The organism is Bradyrhizobium sp. USDA 4369, assembly GCF_054056435.1.
In genome coordinates this window covers 6,533,311-6,547,855 of record NZ_JBSRYH010000001.1, presented here as the reverse complement: position 1 = coordinate 6,547,855, position 14,545 = coordinate 6,533,311, and the positions used below count along the sequence as shown (strand labels likewise).

The following is a 14,545-nucleotide window of genomic DNA, read 5'->3' as shown; positions in this document are numbered from 1 at the left end:
GGGCGACATCATCTCGGAACGGGTGGGCGACTTCAAATCGGAATGGTGGGCGAGATCATCTCGGAATCCTGGGCGACATCGATCGGAATCCGCACTCCGTGAGATCGTGTTCATCCCTTGACCGCGCCCGATGTGAGGCCGGCGACGATGTGCTTCTGCGCCAGCAGAAAGAGGATGATCGTCGGAAGGATGGTCAGCGTGATGAAGGCAAGGATCAGGTGCCACTCCGAGGAATACTCGCCCTGATAGACCATGATGCCGAGCGGCCAGGGATACAGCGCATCGGTGTTCAGCATCACGAGCGGCAGCAGATAGGCGTTCCAGCTATTGACGAAGGTAATGGTGCCGACGGTGGCTAGGTGTGGTCTTCCAGGAGGTTGTCCATCCGGTCTGAACCGAGGAAGCTGAGGTTGCGAAGCTTCAGTGTTCCAAGGAGAGACCAGATGGACGTCCACAAGAATGCGCCTATGACACCGAAAGGTCGAGAGGCGATGGTGCGCAGTGTCGTAGACGGTGGGCTGAGCTATGCTGAAGCTGCTTACCAGTACAATACGACGCCGAAGACCGTAGCCAAATGGGTGAGGCGGTTCCGCGAGGAAGGTGTCGAGGGATTGCTCGATCGCTCCTCCAGACCGCACTCATCGCCAGGCCAAACCACTGCTGCCACATGTACCGCTATCGAGGCTCTGCGCCGTCAGCGCCACACCGGCAAGCAGATTGCGGCTGAGGTTAAGGTGTCGCCGGCCACGGTCAGCCGCGTTCTGCGACGGCTGGGGCTGAACCGAATCCGTGATCTGGAGCCGATCGAACCGGTGCGTCGCTATGAGCACGCTGCGCCCGGCGAGATGATCCATATCGATATCAAAAAGCTCGGCCGTTTCGCGCAAAGCGGCCATCGCGTCACCGGTAATCGGAACGGTTATAGTCATTGTCGCGGTCTTGGCTGGGAGTACATGCATGTCTGCATCGATGACCACTCCCGTGTCGCTTTTTCACAGCTCAAGCCGGATCAGACCGCCGAGAGTGCTGTTGCGTTTCTCAAGGCCGCTGTCGCTCACTACAAGAGCTTGGGCGTTACCGTCACCCGCGTCATGACTGACAACGGAGGCTGCTATATCGGCTTCGATTTCGATAAGGCCTGCCGCGATATTGGTCTCAAGCATATCCGCACCAAGCCCTACACGCCCAGAACCAATGGCAAGGCTGAACGCTTTATCCAGACAGCGCTCCGGGAGTGGGCTTATGCACACACCTATCCCACTTCCGATCAGCGCGCCGCGCAACTGCCCATCTGGCTGCACCAGTATAATTGGCACCGGCCTCACGGCGGCATAAACTCCCAGCCGCCTATCAGCAGACTCGGTTTAACCGAGGACAACCTCCTGAGGCTCCACAGCTAGGATCGGCCGCGACAGCGGCAGCGTCACGTAGCGGAAGAACTTGACGTAGCTGCAGCCGTCGACCAGCGCCGCTTCGAGCAGTTCGTAGGGGAGGTCCTTGAAGAAACGACGCAGCAGCAGCACGCTCATCGCGAGGCTGAAGGCGACCTGCGGCAGCGCGACGCCGAAATAGGTGTCGAGCAGCCCGAGATCGCGCACCTTGACGAACAGCGGCAACACCGCCGTGGCCGCCGGGAACAGCAGCCCCAGGGTGAGATAGCTCAGCAGCATAGAGCTGCCGAAGAACCGGACATGGGCAAAGGTGAACGCCGCCATCGACGCGACGATCAGGGTCAGGGTGACCGTCAGGGTCGAGATGATCAGCGAGTTGCGCAGCAACTGCCAGTAGCGCCCCGAGAGCAGGATGTCGGCATAATTCTGCCATTCCCAATGCTGCGGCAGGCCGAAAGGATTGACGCGCAGTTCGCCGAGAGACTTGAAGCCGCCGAGCAAGGTCGCGAGCAGCGGCACCAGCACGAAGATCGCGACGACGGCGAGGAACGCCGCCTTCAACAGCATGGCCGGATCGAACGGCGCCCTGGTGGTGTCCGCACTATTCATCGCGCATGAACCATCGCTTGTAGGTGAACGCAAAGGTCAGGCAGATCACGAACAGGATAACGCCGATGGCGCTGCCGTAACCGACGCGCATGCGGGAAATGCCGTTGTTGTAGAGAAAGCTGACCATCGTGTTGGAGGAATCGGCGGGGCCGCCACGCGTCAGCGGCATGACCAGGTCGAACAGCTGCAACGACCCGATGATCGCAAAGAAAACGGAGAGCCGGATCGTCGGGTAGAGCAAGGGAATGACGACATGACGCAAGCTCTGCGTCCGCGTCGCGCCGTCGATTCGGGCCGCCTCGATCAGGCTCTTGTCGATGCTCTGCAGCGCAGCAATGAACAGCATCATGTGGAAGCCGAAATACTTCCAGACGATCACGATCAGCACCGCCAGCATGGCGGTGTCGGTCGACGCCAGAAGATGCGGCGGCTCGGCACCGAAGCTGCGCCATAACGAGGCGACGAGGCCGTAATCGCCGTCATAAACGAAGCTGAAGATCAGCCCGGTCGCGATCTCGGCCAGGATGTACGGCATGAAGAACAGCATGCGCAGCGCCACCGCGCCGCGGAACCGTTCCGAGAGCATCAGGGCCAGCGTGAGCGCCAGCGGCAGCTGGAGGCAGAGGGAGACCGCGATGATCAGGCCGTTGTTGCGCAGCGCGAGCCAGAATGCGCGCGTCTCCAGCACAAAGCGGTAGTTGTCCAGGCCGATCCAGTTGGTCGGCCTGCCGAAGCCGTTCCAGTTGAAGGCCGAGTACCAGGCCGCCTCCCCAATCGGCAGCACCACGAACAGCGTGAACAACAGCAGTGCCGGCGGCAGGAACAGGATCAGGACGGTGTATCGTCCGTCCCAGCTCGGTCCGCGGCTCGCTTGCGCGGCCAGCGGCGGCCGGACGACTTGGATCGCCGACGAGCTCGCAATCTGACGGGCCATGTCAGTTGCCCTGTTTGCGGGCCGCTTCGATCGCCTTGGCTGCGTCCTGCGGACTCATGCTGCCGCCTGCGATCTCCGCCGAGACATCGTTGACGACGCGGCCGACCGAGGGACCAAGGCTCTGGTCATAGAAATTCTGGTGATAGTTCGACTTCGCCAGGTTGGCCGCGATCAGCTTCATGAAGCCATTGTTGAGGCCGGCGTCGGCGCCCTGCACGACCGGGACGATGAAGTTGCCGGCCGCCAACCGCATCTGCACATCCTTCGAAATGAAATACTTCAGGAAATCGACTGCTTCCTTCGGCGAGCCCTTGGTGATGAGCCAGCCGGTGATGCCGCCGAGCGTATCGGCCGGAGCCCCCTTGCCGCCGGCCACGGCCGGGAAATCGAACCAGCAGAGCTTATCCTCGCTCAAGCCGATCTTGTCGGCTGCGAGCGCGCGCTGCAGATGATAGGCGGAGCTGATGGCAAGAGTCATCGCGGCCTTGCCGTCGCCGAAATAGCCAACGGCCTGGGGGTTCTTGAAGCCGAGAAAGCCGTTCTGGAACGGCTGCAGATCGACGAGCTGCTTGAACAGCTCGCCGGATTTGACGAAGGTCTCTCCAGCAAAGCCGCCATTCTCGCCGCGCAGCGCCGCATCGAATGCCAACTTGCCACCGATGCGAACCGCAAGGTGCGTCCAGTAGAAGTGCAGCGGCCATTTGTCGGCGCCGCCGACCACGATCGGGGTCACGCCCGCGGCCTTCAGCGTCTTCACGGCGCCAAGCAGATCGTCCCAGCTCTTGATGGCGGCCGGATCGATCTTGGCCTTGGCCATCAGCTCCTTGTTGCAGAGGAAACCGACCTGCGACAGCGCGATCGGCAGACCGTAGATGCGGCCATTGTCGGTGAATGCCGCAAGTGCCGCAGGCGTCAGGCTGTCGCTGTAGCCCTTCACCTGATCGGTGATGTCGTCGAGGACGCCCGCCTCGATCTGCGCCTTCAGTACGCCGCCGGCCCAGCTGTAGATGATGTTCGGCCGGTCCTTTGATTGCAGAATGGTCGGCAGCTTGGCCTTGTAGGCCTCGTTCTCCAGGAACTGCATCTCGACCTTCACGCCCGGATGCGACGCCTCATAGGCGCGGGCCACCTCGTCCCAGATCTTGACCTGCGCCGGATTGACCTCGATGTGCAGCCATTTGACGGTGGTGTCGGCGTTCGCGGCGTTGGCCCCGATCAGGCATGCGGCAGCGGCGAGTCCCAGCTTCGCGAGCAGTCTCATCACGTCCTCCCAGCCGGCTTCTTTGTTGGACGCAATGCTGTCCTCAAATATTGAGGTGCGCAACTAAAATTCTGACCTGATCAACCTCACAGGGATGTTTTGCGTTTGCGAACTCATACGCGATGAGTTCCGGGAGGATTGCTGTTCCGGAACACTCTACGCATTGCGCCGCACACGACTTTGCATTGCGAAATCCAAGCATGACGTGCGACGGCGCCAGCGTCCCCTCCTGCGCCACGCCGATCTCAGTCGGAGAACGCCGCGCGAAAGGCGCGTGGCGGACTCAGGTGCAACGCGCCTTGAAATTCGCTGCGGCGAGCTTGGCCATGACGTCGTTGAGATGCGCTTGATCGCGGGTCTCGATGACGAGTTCCAACAGCGTCGCCTTGGCTGGCAGGACCGAGAAGGTGCGCTGATGCGACACCTCGATGATGTTGGCGCCGGCGTCGCCCAGCAGGCTCGACACCGCCGCGAGCTGTCCCGGCCGATCGACGATGTCGATCGTCAGCTGCGTCAGCCGTCCCTCGCGCGCGAGCTCGCGGGTCAGAACCGATGCGATCAGCCTGGTGTCGATGTTGCCGCCGCTCAGCACCAGTCCGACATGACGGCCGGCGAATTCGCCGGGGTTGGCGAGCACCGCAGCCAGACCGGCGGCGCCGGCCCCTTCGACCACGGTCTTCTCGATCGAGATCAGCGTCGCCAAGGCTTGTTCGATCTGCGGCTCGGTCACGAGCAGAATGTCGTCAACGAGATGGCGGATGATCTCGGTCGTGATCCGTCCCGGCGATTTGACCGCAATGCCCTCGGCGAGGGTGTCGCCGCGCATCGGCAAGTCTTTGCCGCTGATGGCGTTGTACATCGACGGATAAAGCTCGGCCTGAACGCCGATGATCCGCACCGATGGCTTGAGCGCGCGGGCGACCACCGCGATGCCCGAGATCAGCCCGCCGCCGCCGATCGGAACGACGAGCGTATCGAGCTCAGGCACTGCGGCGAGCATCTCCAGCGCGACCGTGCCCTGCCCCGCGATGATCAGCGGATCGTCGTAAGGGTGGATCAACGTCATGCCATGCGCCGCACCGTGGCTACGGGCGAATGCGCCCGCTTCTTCCAGATTTGTACCGGAGATGATGACTTCCGCGCCGTGGCGGCGCGTGTTCTCCACCTTCACCATCGGCGTCCCGACGGGCATCACGATGGTGGCAGGAATGCCGAGGCGCCGCGCATTATAGGCGACGCCCTGCGCATGATTGCCGGCGGACATCGCGATCACGCCGCGCGGCCTCTGCTCGGCGGTCAGCGCGTTGAGCCGGTTCAGCGCACCGCGATCCTTGAACGAGGACGTAAACTGCAGATTCTCGAACTTCAACCATAGATTGCATTTGCAGATCTCGCCCAATGTGCGGCTCTGATTGCAGGCTGTCTCGAGCACAACGCCTTGGATCGTTGCTGCGGCGGCGCGCACGTCGTCAAGGGTGACGGGCAGCTTGCTGAGATCATAGGCGGTCATGGGTCTGCCCAACATTGGCGCGCGGCGTTGCGCGGCGGAGCCGGCATCATGCCGGCTCACGCATCATGTATCCGATGGAAGTGGCCGCGTCTGCGGTCGTAGCAATGTAGAGCGAACTCAGACGTCGGCAAGGCCGAGCATCAGCCGCATGTTTTGCACGGCAGCGCCCGACGCACCCTTGCCGAGATTGTCGAGCCGCGCCACCAGAACAGCCTGGCCATGCTTGTCGCTCGCGAACACGTAGAGCTCAAGCCTGTTGCTGCCGTTGAGCGCCTCGGGTTCGAGACGGCCGCTTCTGGCCGCATCGCCGTCGAGCGGCATCACCGACACATATTTGCTGCCCGCATAGTGCTTCGCCAGCGCGGATTGAAGATCCGCACCAGACGGCTTGCCGGGCAGCGTGTCGAGCTGCAGCGGCACCGACACCAGCATGCCCTGCCGATAGTTACCGACAGAGGGAATGAAGATTGGCCGCCGCGTCAGCTTCGAATAAAGCTGCAGCTCGGGCAAATGCTTGTGTTCGAGGCCGAGGCCGTACAACTCAAAGTTGGGAGCCGTGCCATTCTCATAGGCCGCAATCATCGTCTTGCCGCCGCCGGAGTAGCCGCTGACCGCGTTCACGGTGACCGGATAATCCTGGGGCAGCAGGCCGGCGTCGACCAACGGCCTCAGCAGCGCGATGCCGCCGGTTGGATAGCAGCCGGGGTTGGAGACCTTGCGCGCATTGCGGATCTTGTCGGCCTGATCGGCCGTCAGCTCGGGAAAGCCATAGGCCCAGTCCGGAGCCACTCGAAACGCGGTCGACGCGTCCAGCACTTTCGGTGCCGAGGGACCCATTCCATCGATCAGCGCGACGGTCTCCTTGGCGGCGTCGTCGGGCAGGCAAAGAATCACGAGATCCACCTCGGCCATCAGCGCCTGTTTGGCGGCCGGATCCTTGCGCTTATCCTCGGCGATCGTCTTCACGACGATATCGCTCTGATGGGCCAGCCGCTCGGCAATGCCGAGGCCCGTCGTGCCGGAGCCACCGTCGACGAACACGGAGCGGCTCGCGGCGCCAGCTGCGCTTTTGGCCTTCGGCGGATTGCTATCGATCACGGTCATGACACGCTCCTTCAGGTCTGGGTTTCGCCGGCAAAGGCCTGGGGCCGCGCCTGCCGCATGAGAGACGAAATCTGTTGCGAGCCGATGTCGGGCTGCTCGCCGAGCCTGGTCGCGATCGCGGCGTAGTCCGCCTCGGATTTGTGCTGGTTGAGCTTGAAGCTGCCTTCGACCTGGTCGATCGTCATGACGATGCCGACGATCGCCTTGCGCATCGCCTCGAGGCGTCCCGCCGTCATCTTGTCCGACGTCCAGGGCTTCTTCGGCAGCAGCCGCTGCTCGAACTTGGCACTGACCTCATCGACCTGCCGCGCAAGCTCGGCCTCCGACAAGATCCGCGCCGTGCCAGTCAGATGAACCGCCCGATAGAGCCAAGTCGGAACCTGGTCGGGCGACACGTACCAATCGGCCGAGACATAGGCATCGGCGCCGCTGACGGCGAGCAGCCAGGGCGTCGCGCCGTCGGCAACCTTTGCCAGCGGATTGTTGCGCGCGACATGAAAGAATGCCTGCGGCGTGCCGTCATTCAACGCGCCCAGATGAAACGGCACCAGAGATGCGATCGGCTTGGAGCCGTCCCACGCGCAGACCGTGCCGAAGCCGCGCGCGTCAGCGAAGCCGAGGCTCGCGGCGCGGTCGGGCTTGAAGGGCGGTGGCGTATACATCGGACACTCCTGCTGGACGAAGGAGCCGCCTGATCAATCGCGCTGCAAGGAGAAGGATTGCCGCGGGACTGGATCCGGCGGCAAGGGCTGTGATCTCAAACGCAGATCATCGCCCGTACCGCCGGGGTACGACGGCGCATTTCGGCGATCATGTTGGTCGCTGCGTTGATCATGGGCGCAGGCCTATAAGGCCGGCCGGTTCCTGCGTCAAGGTCGCGACTCGCCGGGGACGTCGGATCCCAGCGTCAAACCGCGCGCCAGAGCCATTCCATGATGCGGCCGATGATGTCGCCGAACAGCAGCAGCACCGCCGACCACACCAGCGCCGAGACGAAATTGGCAATCTGGAACATCATATAGGGCATCTCGAAGATGCCCGCAGCCAGCGGCACCGAGGCACGCAACGGCCCGAAGAACCGGCCGATGAAGATGCCCGGCACGCCCCAGTCGCGCACGAAGGCTTCCCCGCGCGGCAACAATTCGGGGTAGCGCGACAGCGGCCACATCTGGGCGACGCGGTCCTTGTAGCGATAGCCGAACCAATACGAGACCCAATCGCCGAGCGCGGCACCAATTCCTCCCGCCAGCCACACCGGCCAAAAGCTGATCCCGGTGGCGCCGATCAGGGCACCGATGGCCACCAGGGCACCCCAGGCTGGAATCAGCAGGGATATGAAAGCCAGCGACTCGCCAAAGGCGAGCAGCAGGACCACCGGTGCAGCCCAAGCCTGATGGTCGCGCACGAAATCGGCAACCGCGCGACCAAAATCTTCCATCTGCTCGATGCCTTCCCGTGCTGATCGCTAAGTCTTTGATGGCTTTCGGGGTTCCCCTTGGTCGACTGGTACGCCACGGAGCCCGCCGACTTCAAGTCACAACAATCGGCTGTGGCGCGTGAACAGCGCGGTTCCCGCCGCCAATTGCGACAGCGGCCGCGCCGCGGCCGGAGGCGCGCGGTTTCCTGGGTCATTGTTTTATGCCGGTCCATGGCATAGTCAGGCTCAACGATTCGTTCCATCTTGCGCAAGCGCAACATCAAATTCCATGGGTAAGCCATTGAAATCAGCTGCAAAAGCCAAGGCCAAGGGCGTCGCCGACCCGCTGGCGGCGTTCGCCGCCAAGGGTAAGGCCCAGGCCAAGCCAGCCGCCCGCGCGGCAGGTTCCGAGGGCGAGTACACCGCGCGCGACATCGAGGTCCTGGAGGGCCTGGAGCCGGTGCGGCGCCGCCCGGGCATGTATATCGGCGGCACCGACGAGAAGGCGCTGCACCACCTGTTCGCCGAGGTCATCGACAATTCGATGGACGAAGCGCTGGCGGGTCACGCCACCTTCATCGAGGTCGAACTCGACGCCCAGGGCTTCCTCACGGTGACCGACAATGGCCGCGGCATCCCGGTCGATCCGCATCCGAAATTCCCGAAGAAGTCGGCGCTCGAAATCATCATGTGCACGCTGCACGCCGGCGGCAAGTTCGACTCTAAGGTCTACGAGACCTCGGGCGGCCTGCACGGCGTCGGCATCTCCGTGGTGAACGCACTCTCGACCCGGCTCGAGGTCGAGGTCGCGCGCAACCAGAAGCTCTACCGGATGATTTTCGAGCGCGGCCATCCCAAGGGCAAGCTCGAGGAGATCGGCAAGGTCGCCAACCGACGTGGCACCAAGGTCCGCTTCCAGCCCGACCCGACCATCTTCGGTGCCAAGGCGACGTTCAAGCCGCAACGCCTGTTCAAGATGGCCCGCTCCAAAGCCTATCTGTTCGGCGGTGTCGAGATCCGCTGGAAGTGCGATCCGTCGCTGTTGAAGGGCATCGAGGACGTCCAGCCCGAGGCGACCTTCCACTTCCCCGGCGGCCTGAAGGATTATCTGGCGGCGGCGATCCATGCCGACACGTTGGTCCATCCCGACATCTTCGCCGGCAAGTCAGGCCGCACCGGTGGCCATGGCGGCTGCGAATGGGCGGTGGCCTGGACCGCCGACGCCGACGGCTTCCTCTCGTCCTACTGCAACACCATCCCGACCCCCGACGGCGGCACGCACGAATCCGGCATCCGCAGCGCCCTGCTCCGCGGCCTGAAGGACCACGCCGAGCGCGTCGGCCAGGGCAAGCGCTCGGCCAACATCACCTCCGAGGACATCATGGCGGGGGCCGCCATCATGCTCTCGGTATTCGTGCGCGAGCCGGAATTCCAGGGCCAGACCAAGGATCGCCTGGCGACCGCCGAGGCGCAGCGCATCGTCGAGCAGGCGGTCAAGGACCCGTTCGACCACTGGCTGTCGGGCAATCCGGTACAGGCCAATCGCCTGCTCGATTTCGTCATCGAGCGCGCCGAGGACCGCATCCGTCGCCGCCAGGAAAAGGAGACGGCGCGCAAGACCGCGACCAAGAAGCTGCGCCTGCCCGGCAAGCTCGCCGACTGCACCGACGCCGGCACCGAAGGCTCCGAGTTGTTCATCGTCGAGGGCGATTCGGCCGGCGGCAGCGCCAAACAGGCCCGCGACCGCAAGAAGCAGGCGGTGCTGCCCCTGCGCGGCAAGATCCTCAACGTCGCCTCGGCCGGCAAGGACAAGCTCACCGCCAACGCCCAACTCGCCGACCTCGTGATGGCAATCGGCGCCGGCACCGGCACGTCGTATCGCGAAGAGGATCTGCGTTACCAGCGCATCATCATCATGACCGACGCCGACGTCGACGGTGCCCACATTGCCTCTCTGTTGATCACCTTCTTCTACCGGCAGATGCCGCGGCTGATCGACGAGGGCCATCTCTATCTGGCAGTGCCGCCGCTCTACCGACTTACCCACAACAGCAAAACCTTCTATGCCCGCGACGAGGCACACCGGGACGAGATCCTGAAGCGCGAGTTCAACGCCAACGCCAAGGTCGACATCGGCCGCTTCAAAGGTCTGGGCGAAATGATGCCGGCGCAGCTCAAGGAGACCACGATGGATCCGGCCAAGCGGACCCTGTTGCGAGTCGTGCTGCTGGCCGACGATCGCGACGGCACCGCCGACTCGGTCGAGCGGCTGATGGGAACCAAAGCGGAGGCACGCTTCGCTTTTATTTCGGAAAAGGCGGAATTCGCCAGCGACGAGCTGCTCGACGTCTAGTTTTTGACCGATTCTCCCGCGTTGATTGCAGGTTCCACGCCCTCGCGTGGACCTGCTTTTACCTTTTTAAATCAGGTACCTACCGGAACAACTGTCGTTCCGCACCGCACTTTCCCCTCTGGTGTGCTCAGCCGGCAACAGCATTTGGGCGCCAATCGGCTATAGTTCAGGCAGAAACGGCGAAGGAATCGCCGCTGCCAAATTGGTCTAGGCGACACGTCGATCTTGGGGAATTGAACATGAAGAAGCTTTTGCTCGCTGTGACCGCAATGGCGGCAATGACCGGTGCCGCATCCGCCGCCGATCTGGCCGCCCGTCCCTATACCAAAGCCCCGATGGCTGCACCGCTCGCGCCGAGCTGGACCGGCTTCTATATTTTTGGTGGTGCGGGTGGCGGCATCTGGGATGCTGACTCCAACAGCAACCGCACCGGTTTCGCTTCGACGCTCAATCAGCGTGTCGGCGGCGACGGCTGGTTCGGCACTGTCGGTGCTGGTTACGATTGGCAGGTCAGCCCCACGTGGGTTGTTGGCGTGTTCGGCGATGGCCAGTTCGGCAGCCTGCGCGGTGACATCCAGGATCAGTTCGCTGGATTGACGGGCCGCATCAAGCTGCAGGATAGCTGGGCTGCTGGCGTGCGCGTCGGCTATCTGGTCGCCCCGAATGTCCTGTCCTACGTGAACGGCGGCTATACCGGATCGCACTGGTCGGGCACCACTCTGAACTCGGTCTTCACCGGCGCAGCGTCGGGCTTCCACACCGACTCCTTCAATCGCAATGGCTGGTTCATCGGTGGTGGCGTCGAGAACAATCTGAACATCTTCGGTATCTCGGCCCCGGGCTGGTTCATGAAGACGGAATATCGCACCGCCTTCTACAACAAGAGCGATATTGCCGTGCGCTTCGATGGTACCAATGCCCTGAGCACCGACTCGGTGACCTTCAAGCCGTGGGTGCAGACCATCAGCACCTCGCTGGTCTACCGCTTCAACTGGACCGGCCCGGCCGTCAAATACTGAGCCGCCTGAGTTCGGTATCTTCTTCACTGCGAAAAGCCCCGGTCGATCCGGGGCTTTTTGTTTTGTGCCCGAAAGCGGCTGGTCATCCGCCGCCTTGGCCGCTAGCTTCCTCGTCACAAATCTTCACAAAAATGACCGCAGCGGCGTCTTCGATGCTGTGAAGCGCGTCGATGAAGGAGGAAACGGCCATGCGGAGAGTGTTGCTGATCGGCGGCTTGCTCCTGCTCGCCATCGGCCTGTTCTGGATCGGTCAGGGCACTGGCGTGGTGGCTTGGCCGCGGACGAGCTTCATGATCAATCAGCTGCAATGGGCTGGCTATGGTGTCGGCATGGGCGCGCTCGGCTTGGTGATGATCTGGCAAGGCACCTGCTGAATAAGGCACCAGCTGAAAAAGGTGCCCGCAGAATCGGAACAGCAGGATAAGGATGCAGAATGACTGGACGATTCGATCTTCGCGGCAAGGTCGCGATCGTGACGGGGGGCAATGGTGGCATCGGCCTGGGCATGGCCCGGGGCCTAGCTGATTCCGGCGCCGATATCGCCGTGGTCGGCCGCAACGCGGCCAAGTCGAAGACCGCTGTCGCCGATCTCGCCGACCGCGGCGTGCGTGCCATCGCCGTTACCGCCGATGTCAGCAACCAGGACGATGTGGCCGCGATGGTCGCGCAGGTCTCGCGCGAGCTCGGCCGCATCGACATTCTGATCAACAATGCCGGCATGAGCATCCGCAAGCCGCCCCATCTCCTGGAGCTCGAGGAGTGGCGCGAGGTGATCGACACCAATCTCACCAGCGCGTTTCTGTGTTCAAAGGCCGCCTACCCCGCGCTCAAGGCGAATGGCGGCGGCAAGATCGTCAACATCGGCTCGATGCTGTCGATCTTCGGCGCCAGCTTTGCGCCGGCCTATGCCGCCAGCAAGGGCGGCATCGTGCAGTACACGCGCGCCTGTGCCTGCGCCTGGGCGCCTGACAACATTCAGGTCAATGCGATCCTGCCGGGCTGGATCGACACCGACCTCACCCGTGCCGCGCGCCAGCAGATCGACGGCCTGCACGACCGTGTGCTGGCGCGAACACCCGCTGGCCGCTGGGGCGATATCGACGACTTTGCCGGCATCGCGACCTTTCTGAGCTCACCGGCGTCGGACTTCGTCACCGGCACGGCCATTCCAGTCGATGGCGGCTACTCGATCTCGGCCTGACGCGGCACCTCAGCGCCGGAAGCTCTTGATCTCCGAAACGCTACCGTCGCGATAGGTGAGCTCGACGGAAACGAATTTCGTCGCAGGCGGCAGCTTCAGATAGGGCGTGGCATTCGAGGGAATCGCGATCGGGTCCTTCATGTCGCAACCTGGCATGTTCAGCACCTTGTCGGGGACGGCGCTGTCGATGCCGATGCGCACCTCGCGGATGGCGCAGCGATACGACATCAGGTGGGTGTAGTAGACGAGCAGGCCGTTGAACTCGCGGAACGACAGCCAGCTGGTCGCGGTCATGTCGAGGATCTTGCGCTGGTCACGCACCAGGGCAGCTTCCGGCTCGAATCGGATCGGAAACGGCCCCTGCATCTCGCCGCCCGCGTCAACATAGCGGACCTCGATCGTGCCAGCCGGCGCATCGGCGGGGAGCTGGATCGAGGGATTGGGCATGCGCTTGCGCGTGCGCGGATCCAGCACGTCCATGAAGCCGGTCTCGCGGAATTCCCCGGCTTCGCCCATGCGCCAGGAAATGCCGAGCGTCGGATCGGCGATCGAGAAGGTGATGGTCCAACCACCGTTGTGGCGCGAGAACATCGCGATGGGGGCGTTCAACGACTCGTTGGGCGGCGGAATGCGCGGGGCCGACACGGGCGGCAAGGCCGCGAGCTTCTGCTGCGGCTCGGCCGGCTTGTTGTCCGCTGCGGCAGAACCCTTGGCCATGCCGTTCAGGAAAACGTCGTCGACCATCTGGTCGAAATAGACCGGAATCTGCTTGTGCCGCACGGTCTCGGCCAGCTCGCTGACCACGCGGCGCGTGCGTTGCGCGACCTGCACCAGATTGACGCCGGGCTGCGTCAGCTCCTTGGCAAAGGTGCGCGTGAACACCGAGTTCGGATTGGCATCGTCGTTCGAGAGCCGGTCGAGCGCGGTCTGCCGCGGCCCGGCGGAAAACACCGAGAACACGCCCTCAGGCAACTGCGTCATCGGCGCCAACCCGCCGCCGCCGGCGACCGCGCGCGTGCCAGCGCGCTCGAACGGATTGTTGCGGCAGGCGTCGAACACCAGGATCGACGTGCGCGCCTTCTTGTTCTGCAATCGCTCGATGATGCGATCCGCCATGATCGAAGCATCGCGCACCAATTCCTCCTGCCCCTCTGTCGCCCCGGGCACGTCGGTGGGCAGCAGGAAGTTCTGTCCAGCAATCTCGAAGCCATGACCGGCATAGAAGAAGAACGCGGTGTCGCCCGCCTCGACAGCATTGTCGAAGGCCAGCAGCGCCTGGCTAAACTGCTGCCGATTGAGATTCTCCGCAACCATCACACTGAAGCCGAGCTGCTTTAACGTGTCGCCCATCGTGCGCGCGTCGTTCACGGCCTTCTGCAGCTTGGGAACAAATTTGTAGTCGTTATTACCGACGACCAGGGCGACGCGCTTCTCGGCCTGGGCGGCCGGCGCCAGAAGCAGGCTCAGCAGGATCAGTCCGCAGGCCCACCACGTCCGCATCGATCTCATCATCAGTCCCTGCTCTGTTGTCCCGCCGTGACGTCGCCAACCACGTCCCGCTCTGCGATAGTCGGCCGCCTCGCGTCGCCGGTTCATGAGCGTCGACGCGCCCGCCCGTTGCTGCCCGCCGGGTCAACGACAAGCCACAATTCCGACGACAATTCGACCGTCGGCCCTCCAGATGACTGCGGCGGTATTCGGAGAGCCCGAACTATGACGACTGGGCGACGGTTTGCCTGCAAATAA

12 protein-coding genes and 2 pseudogenes are annotated in these 14,545 nt (G+C 63.2%); 5 read left to right on the top strand and 9 right to left on the bottom strand.

Going from position 1 to position 14,545, the window contains the following annotated elements:
* Positions 1-110 precede the first annotated feature (110 nt).
* Positions 111-377, bottom strand: a pseudogene (locus ACVIJ6_RS29645) (carbohydrate ABC transporter permease); the annotation flags it as partial.
* A 66-nt stretch (positions 378-443) separates the two neighbouring features.
* Between ACVIJ6_RS29645 and ACVIJ6_RS29640 the strand changes: the two are divergent.
* Entirely contained in the window at positions 444-1,400 is a 957-nt protein-coding gene (locus ACVIJ6_RS29640; RefSeq protein ID WP_456775608.1) for an IS481 family transposase, read from the top strand.
* Here ACVIJ6_RS29640 and ACVIJ6_RS29635 read toward each other — a convergent pair.
* The 7 genes and pseudogenes from ACVIJ6_RS29635 to ACVIJ6_RS29605 form a co-directional block, all read right to left on the bottom strand.
* A pseudogene (locus tag ACVIJ6_RS29635) lies at positions 1,395-1,958 on the bottom strand (carbohydrate ABC transporter permease); the annotation flags it as partial. The gene ACVIJ6_RS29640 and the pseudogene ACVIJ6_RS29635 overlap by 6 nt on opposite strands.
* A gap of 34 nt (positions 1,959-1,992) precedes the next feature.
* Entirely contained in the window at positions 1,993-2,934 is a 942-nt protein-coding gene (locus ACVIJ6_RS29630; protein ID WP_456775607.1) for a carbohydrate ABC transporter permease, read from the bottom strand.
* Between the two features lies 1 nt (position 2,935).
* A complete protein-coding gene (locus ACVIJ6_RS29625; protein ID WP_456775606.1) occupies positions 2,936-4,195 on the bottom strand; it encodes an extracellular solute-binding protein in 1,260 nt (419 codons plus the stop codon).
* Between the two features lie 283 nt (positions 4,196-4,478).
* Positions 4,479-5,705 (bottom strand): threonine ammonia-lyase, encoded by a 1,227-nt coding sequence (locus ACVIJ6_RS29620; protein WP_041750746.1) that lies wholly within the window; start codon positions 5,703-5,705, stop codon positions 4,479-4,481.
* A gap of 117 nt (positions 5,706-5,822) precedes the next feature.
* The gene (gene argC, locus ACVIJ6_RS29615; RefSeq protein ID WP_012044056.1) at positions 5,823-6,809 is read right to left on the bottom strand and encodes an N-acetyl-gamma-glutamyl-phosphate reductase; all 987 of its coding nucleotides are present in this window, start codon (positions 6,807-6,809) and stop codon (positions 5,823-5,825) included.
* Positions 6,810-6,820: 11 nt separating this feature from the next.
* On the bottom strand, positions 6,821-7,471 hold the full coding sequence (locus tag ACVIJ6_RS29610) for an FMN-binding negative transcriptional regulator (RefSeq protein WP_456775605.1): 651 nt from the start codon (positions 7,469-7,471) through the stop codon (positions 6,821-6,823).
* Between the two features lie 245 nt (positions 7,472-7,716).
* Positions 7,717-8,247: a DedA family protein gene (locus ACVIJ6_RS29605; RefSeq protein ID WP_012044054.1), complete on the bottom strand. Its 531-nt coding sequence runs from the start codon at positions 8,245-8,247 to the stop codon at positions 7,717-7,719.
* Between the two features lie 268 nt (positions 8,248-8,515).
* On the opposite strand from ACVIJ6_RS29605, the gene parE reads away from it, so the two are divergent.
* The 4 genes from parE to ACVIJ6_RS29585 all read left to right on the top strand — a co-directional run bounded on the left by parE (position 8,516) and on the right by ACVIJ6_RS29585 (position 12,799).
* The gene (gene parE / locus ACVIJ6_RS29600; RefSeq protein ID WP_456775604.1) at positions 8,516-10,579 is read left to right on the top strand and encodes a DNA topoisomerase IV subunit B; all 2,064 of its coding nucleotides are present in this window, start codon (positions 8,516-8,518) and stop codon (positions 10,577-10,579) included.
* Between the two features lie 239 nt (positions 10,580-10,818).
* Positions 10,819-11,598 (top strand): outer membrane protein, encoded by a 780-nt coding sequence (locus tag ACVIJ6_RS29595; RefSeq protein ID WP_456777109.1) that lies wholly within the window; start codon positions 10,819-10,821, stop codon positions 11,596-11,598.
* Between the two features lie 188 nt (positions 11,599-11,786).
* Entirely contained in the window at positions 11,787-11,972 is a 186-nt protein-coding gene (locus ACVIJ6_RS29590; RefSeq protein ID WP_012044051.1) for a hypothetical protein, read from the top strand.
* Positions 11,973-12,031: 59 nt separating this feature from the next.
* On the top strand, positions 12,032-12,799 hold the full coding sequence (locus ACVIJ6_RS29585) for an SDR family NAD(P)-dependent oxidoreductase (RefSeq protein ID WP_456775603.1): 768 nt from the start codon (positions 12,032-12,034) through the stop codon (positions 12,797-12,799).
* A 9-nt stretch (positions 12,800-12,808) separates the two neighbouring features.
* Here the strand turns inward: ACVIJ6_RS29585 and ACVIJ6_RS29580 are convergent, their stop codons facing one another.
* Positions 12,809-14,311 (bottom strand): caspase family protein, encoded by a 1,503-nt coding sequence (locus ACVIJ6_RS29580; protein ID WP_456775602.1) that lies wholly within the window; start codon positions 14,309-14,311, stop codon positions 12,809-12,811.
* Positions 14,312-14,545: the final 234 nt, after the last annotated feature.

Coding starts and splice junctions, on each gene's coding strand:
- ACVIJ6_RS29590 (WP_012044051.1), top strand. CDS start 11,787: ATGCGGAGAGTGTTGCTGATCGGCGGCTTGCTCCTGCTCGCCATCGGC.
- ACVIJ6_RS29580 (WP_456775602.1), bottom strand. CDS start 14,311: ATGATGAGATCGATGCGGACGTGGTGGGCCTGCGGACTGATCCTGCTG.
- ACVIJ6_RS29605 (WP_012044054.1), bottom strand. CDS start 8,247: ATGGAAGATTTTGGTCGCGCGGTTGCCGATTTCGTGCGCGACCATCAG.
- ACVIJ6_RS29595 (WP_456777109.1), top strand. CDS start 10,819: ATGAAGAAGCTTTTGCTCGCTGTGACCGCAATGGCGGCAATGACCGGT.
- parE (WP_456775604.1), top strand. CDS start 8,516: ATGGGTAAGCCATTGAAATCAGCTGCAAAAGCCAAGGCCAAGGGCGTC.
- ACVIJ6_RS29585 (WP_456775603.1), top strand. CDS start 12,032: ATGACTGGACGATTCGATCTTCGCGGCAAGGTCGCGATCGTGACGGGG.
- argC (WP_012044056.1), bottom strand. CDS start 6,809: ATGACCGTGATCGATAGCAATCCGCCGAAGGCCAAAAGCGCAGCTGGC.
- ACVIJ6_RS29610 (WP_456775605.1), bottom strand. CDS start 7,471: ATGTATACGCCACCGCCCTTCAAGCCCGACCGCGCCGCGAGCCTCGGC.
- ACVIJ6_RS29630 (WP_456775607.1), bottom strand. CDS start 2,934: ATGGCCCGTCAGATTGCGAGCTCGTCGGCGATCCAAGTCGTCCGGCCG.
- ACVIJ6_RS29640 (WP_456775608.1), top strand. CDS start 444: ATGGACGTCCACAAGAATGCGCCTATGACACCGAAAGGTCGAGAGGCG.
- ACVIJ6_RS29620 (WP_041750746.1), bottom strand. CDS start 5,705: ATGACCGCCTATGATCTCAGCAAGCTGCCCGTCACCCTTGACGACGTG.
- ACVIJ6_RS29625 (WP_456775606.1), bottom strand. CDS start 4,195: ATGAGACTGCTCGCGAAGCTGGGACTCGCCGCTGCCGCATGCCTGATC.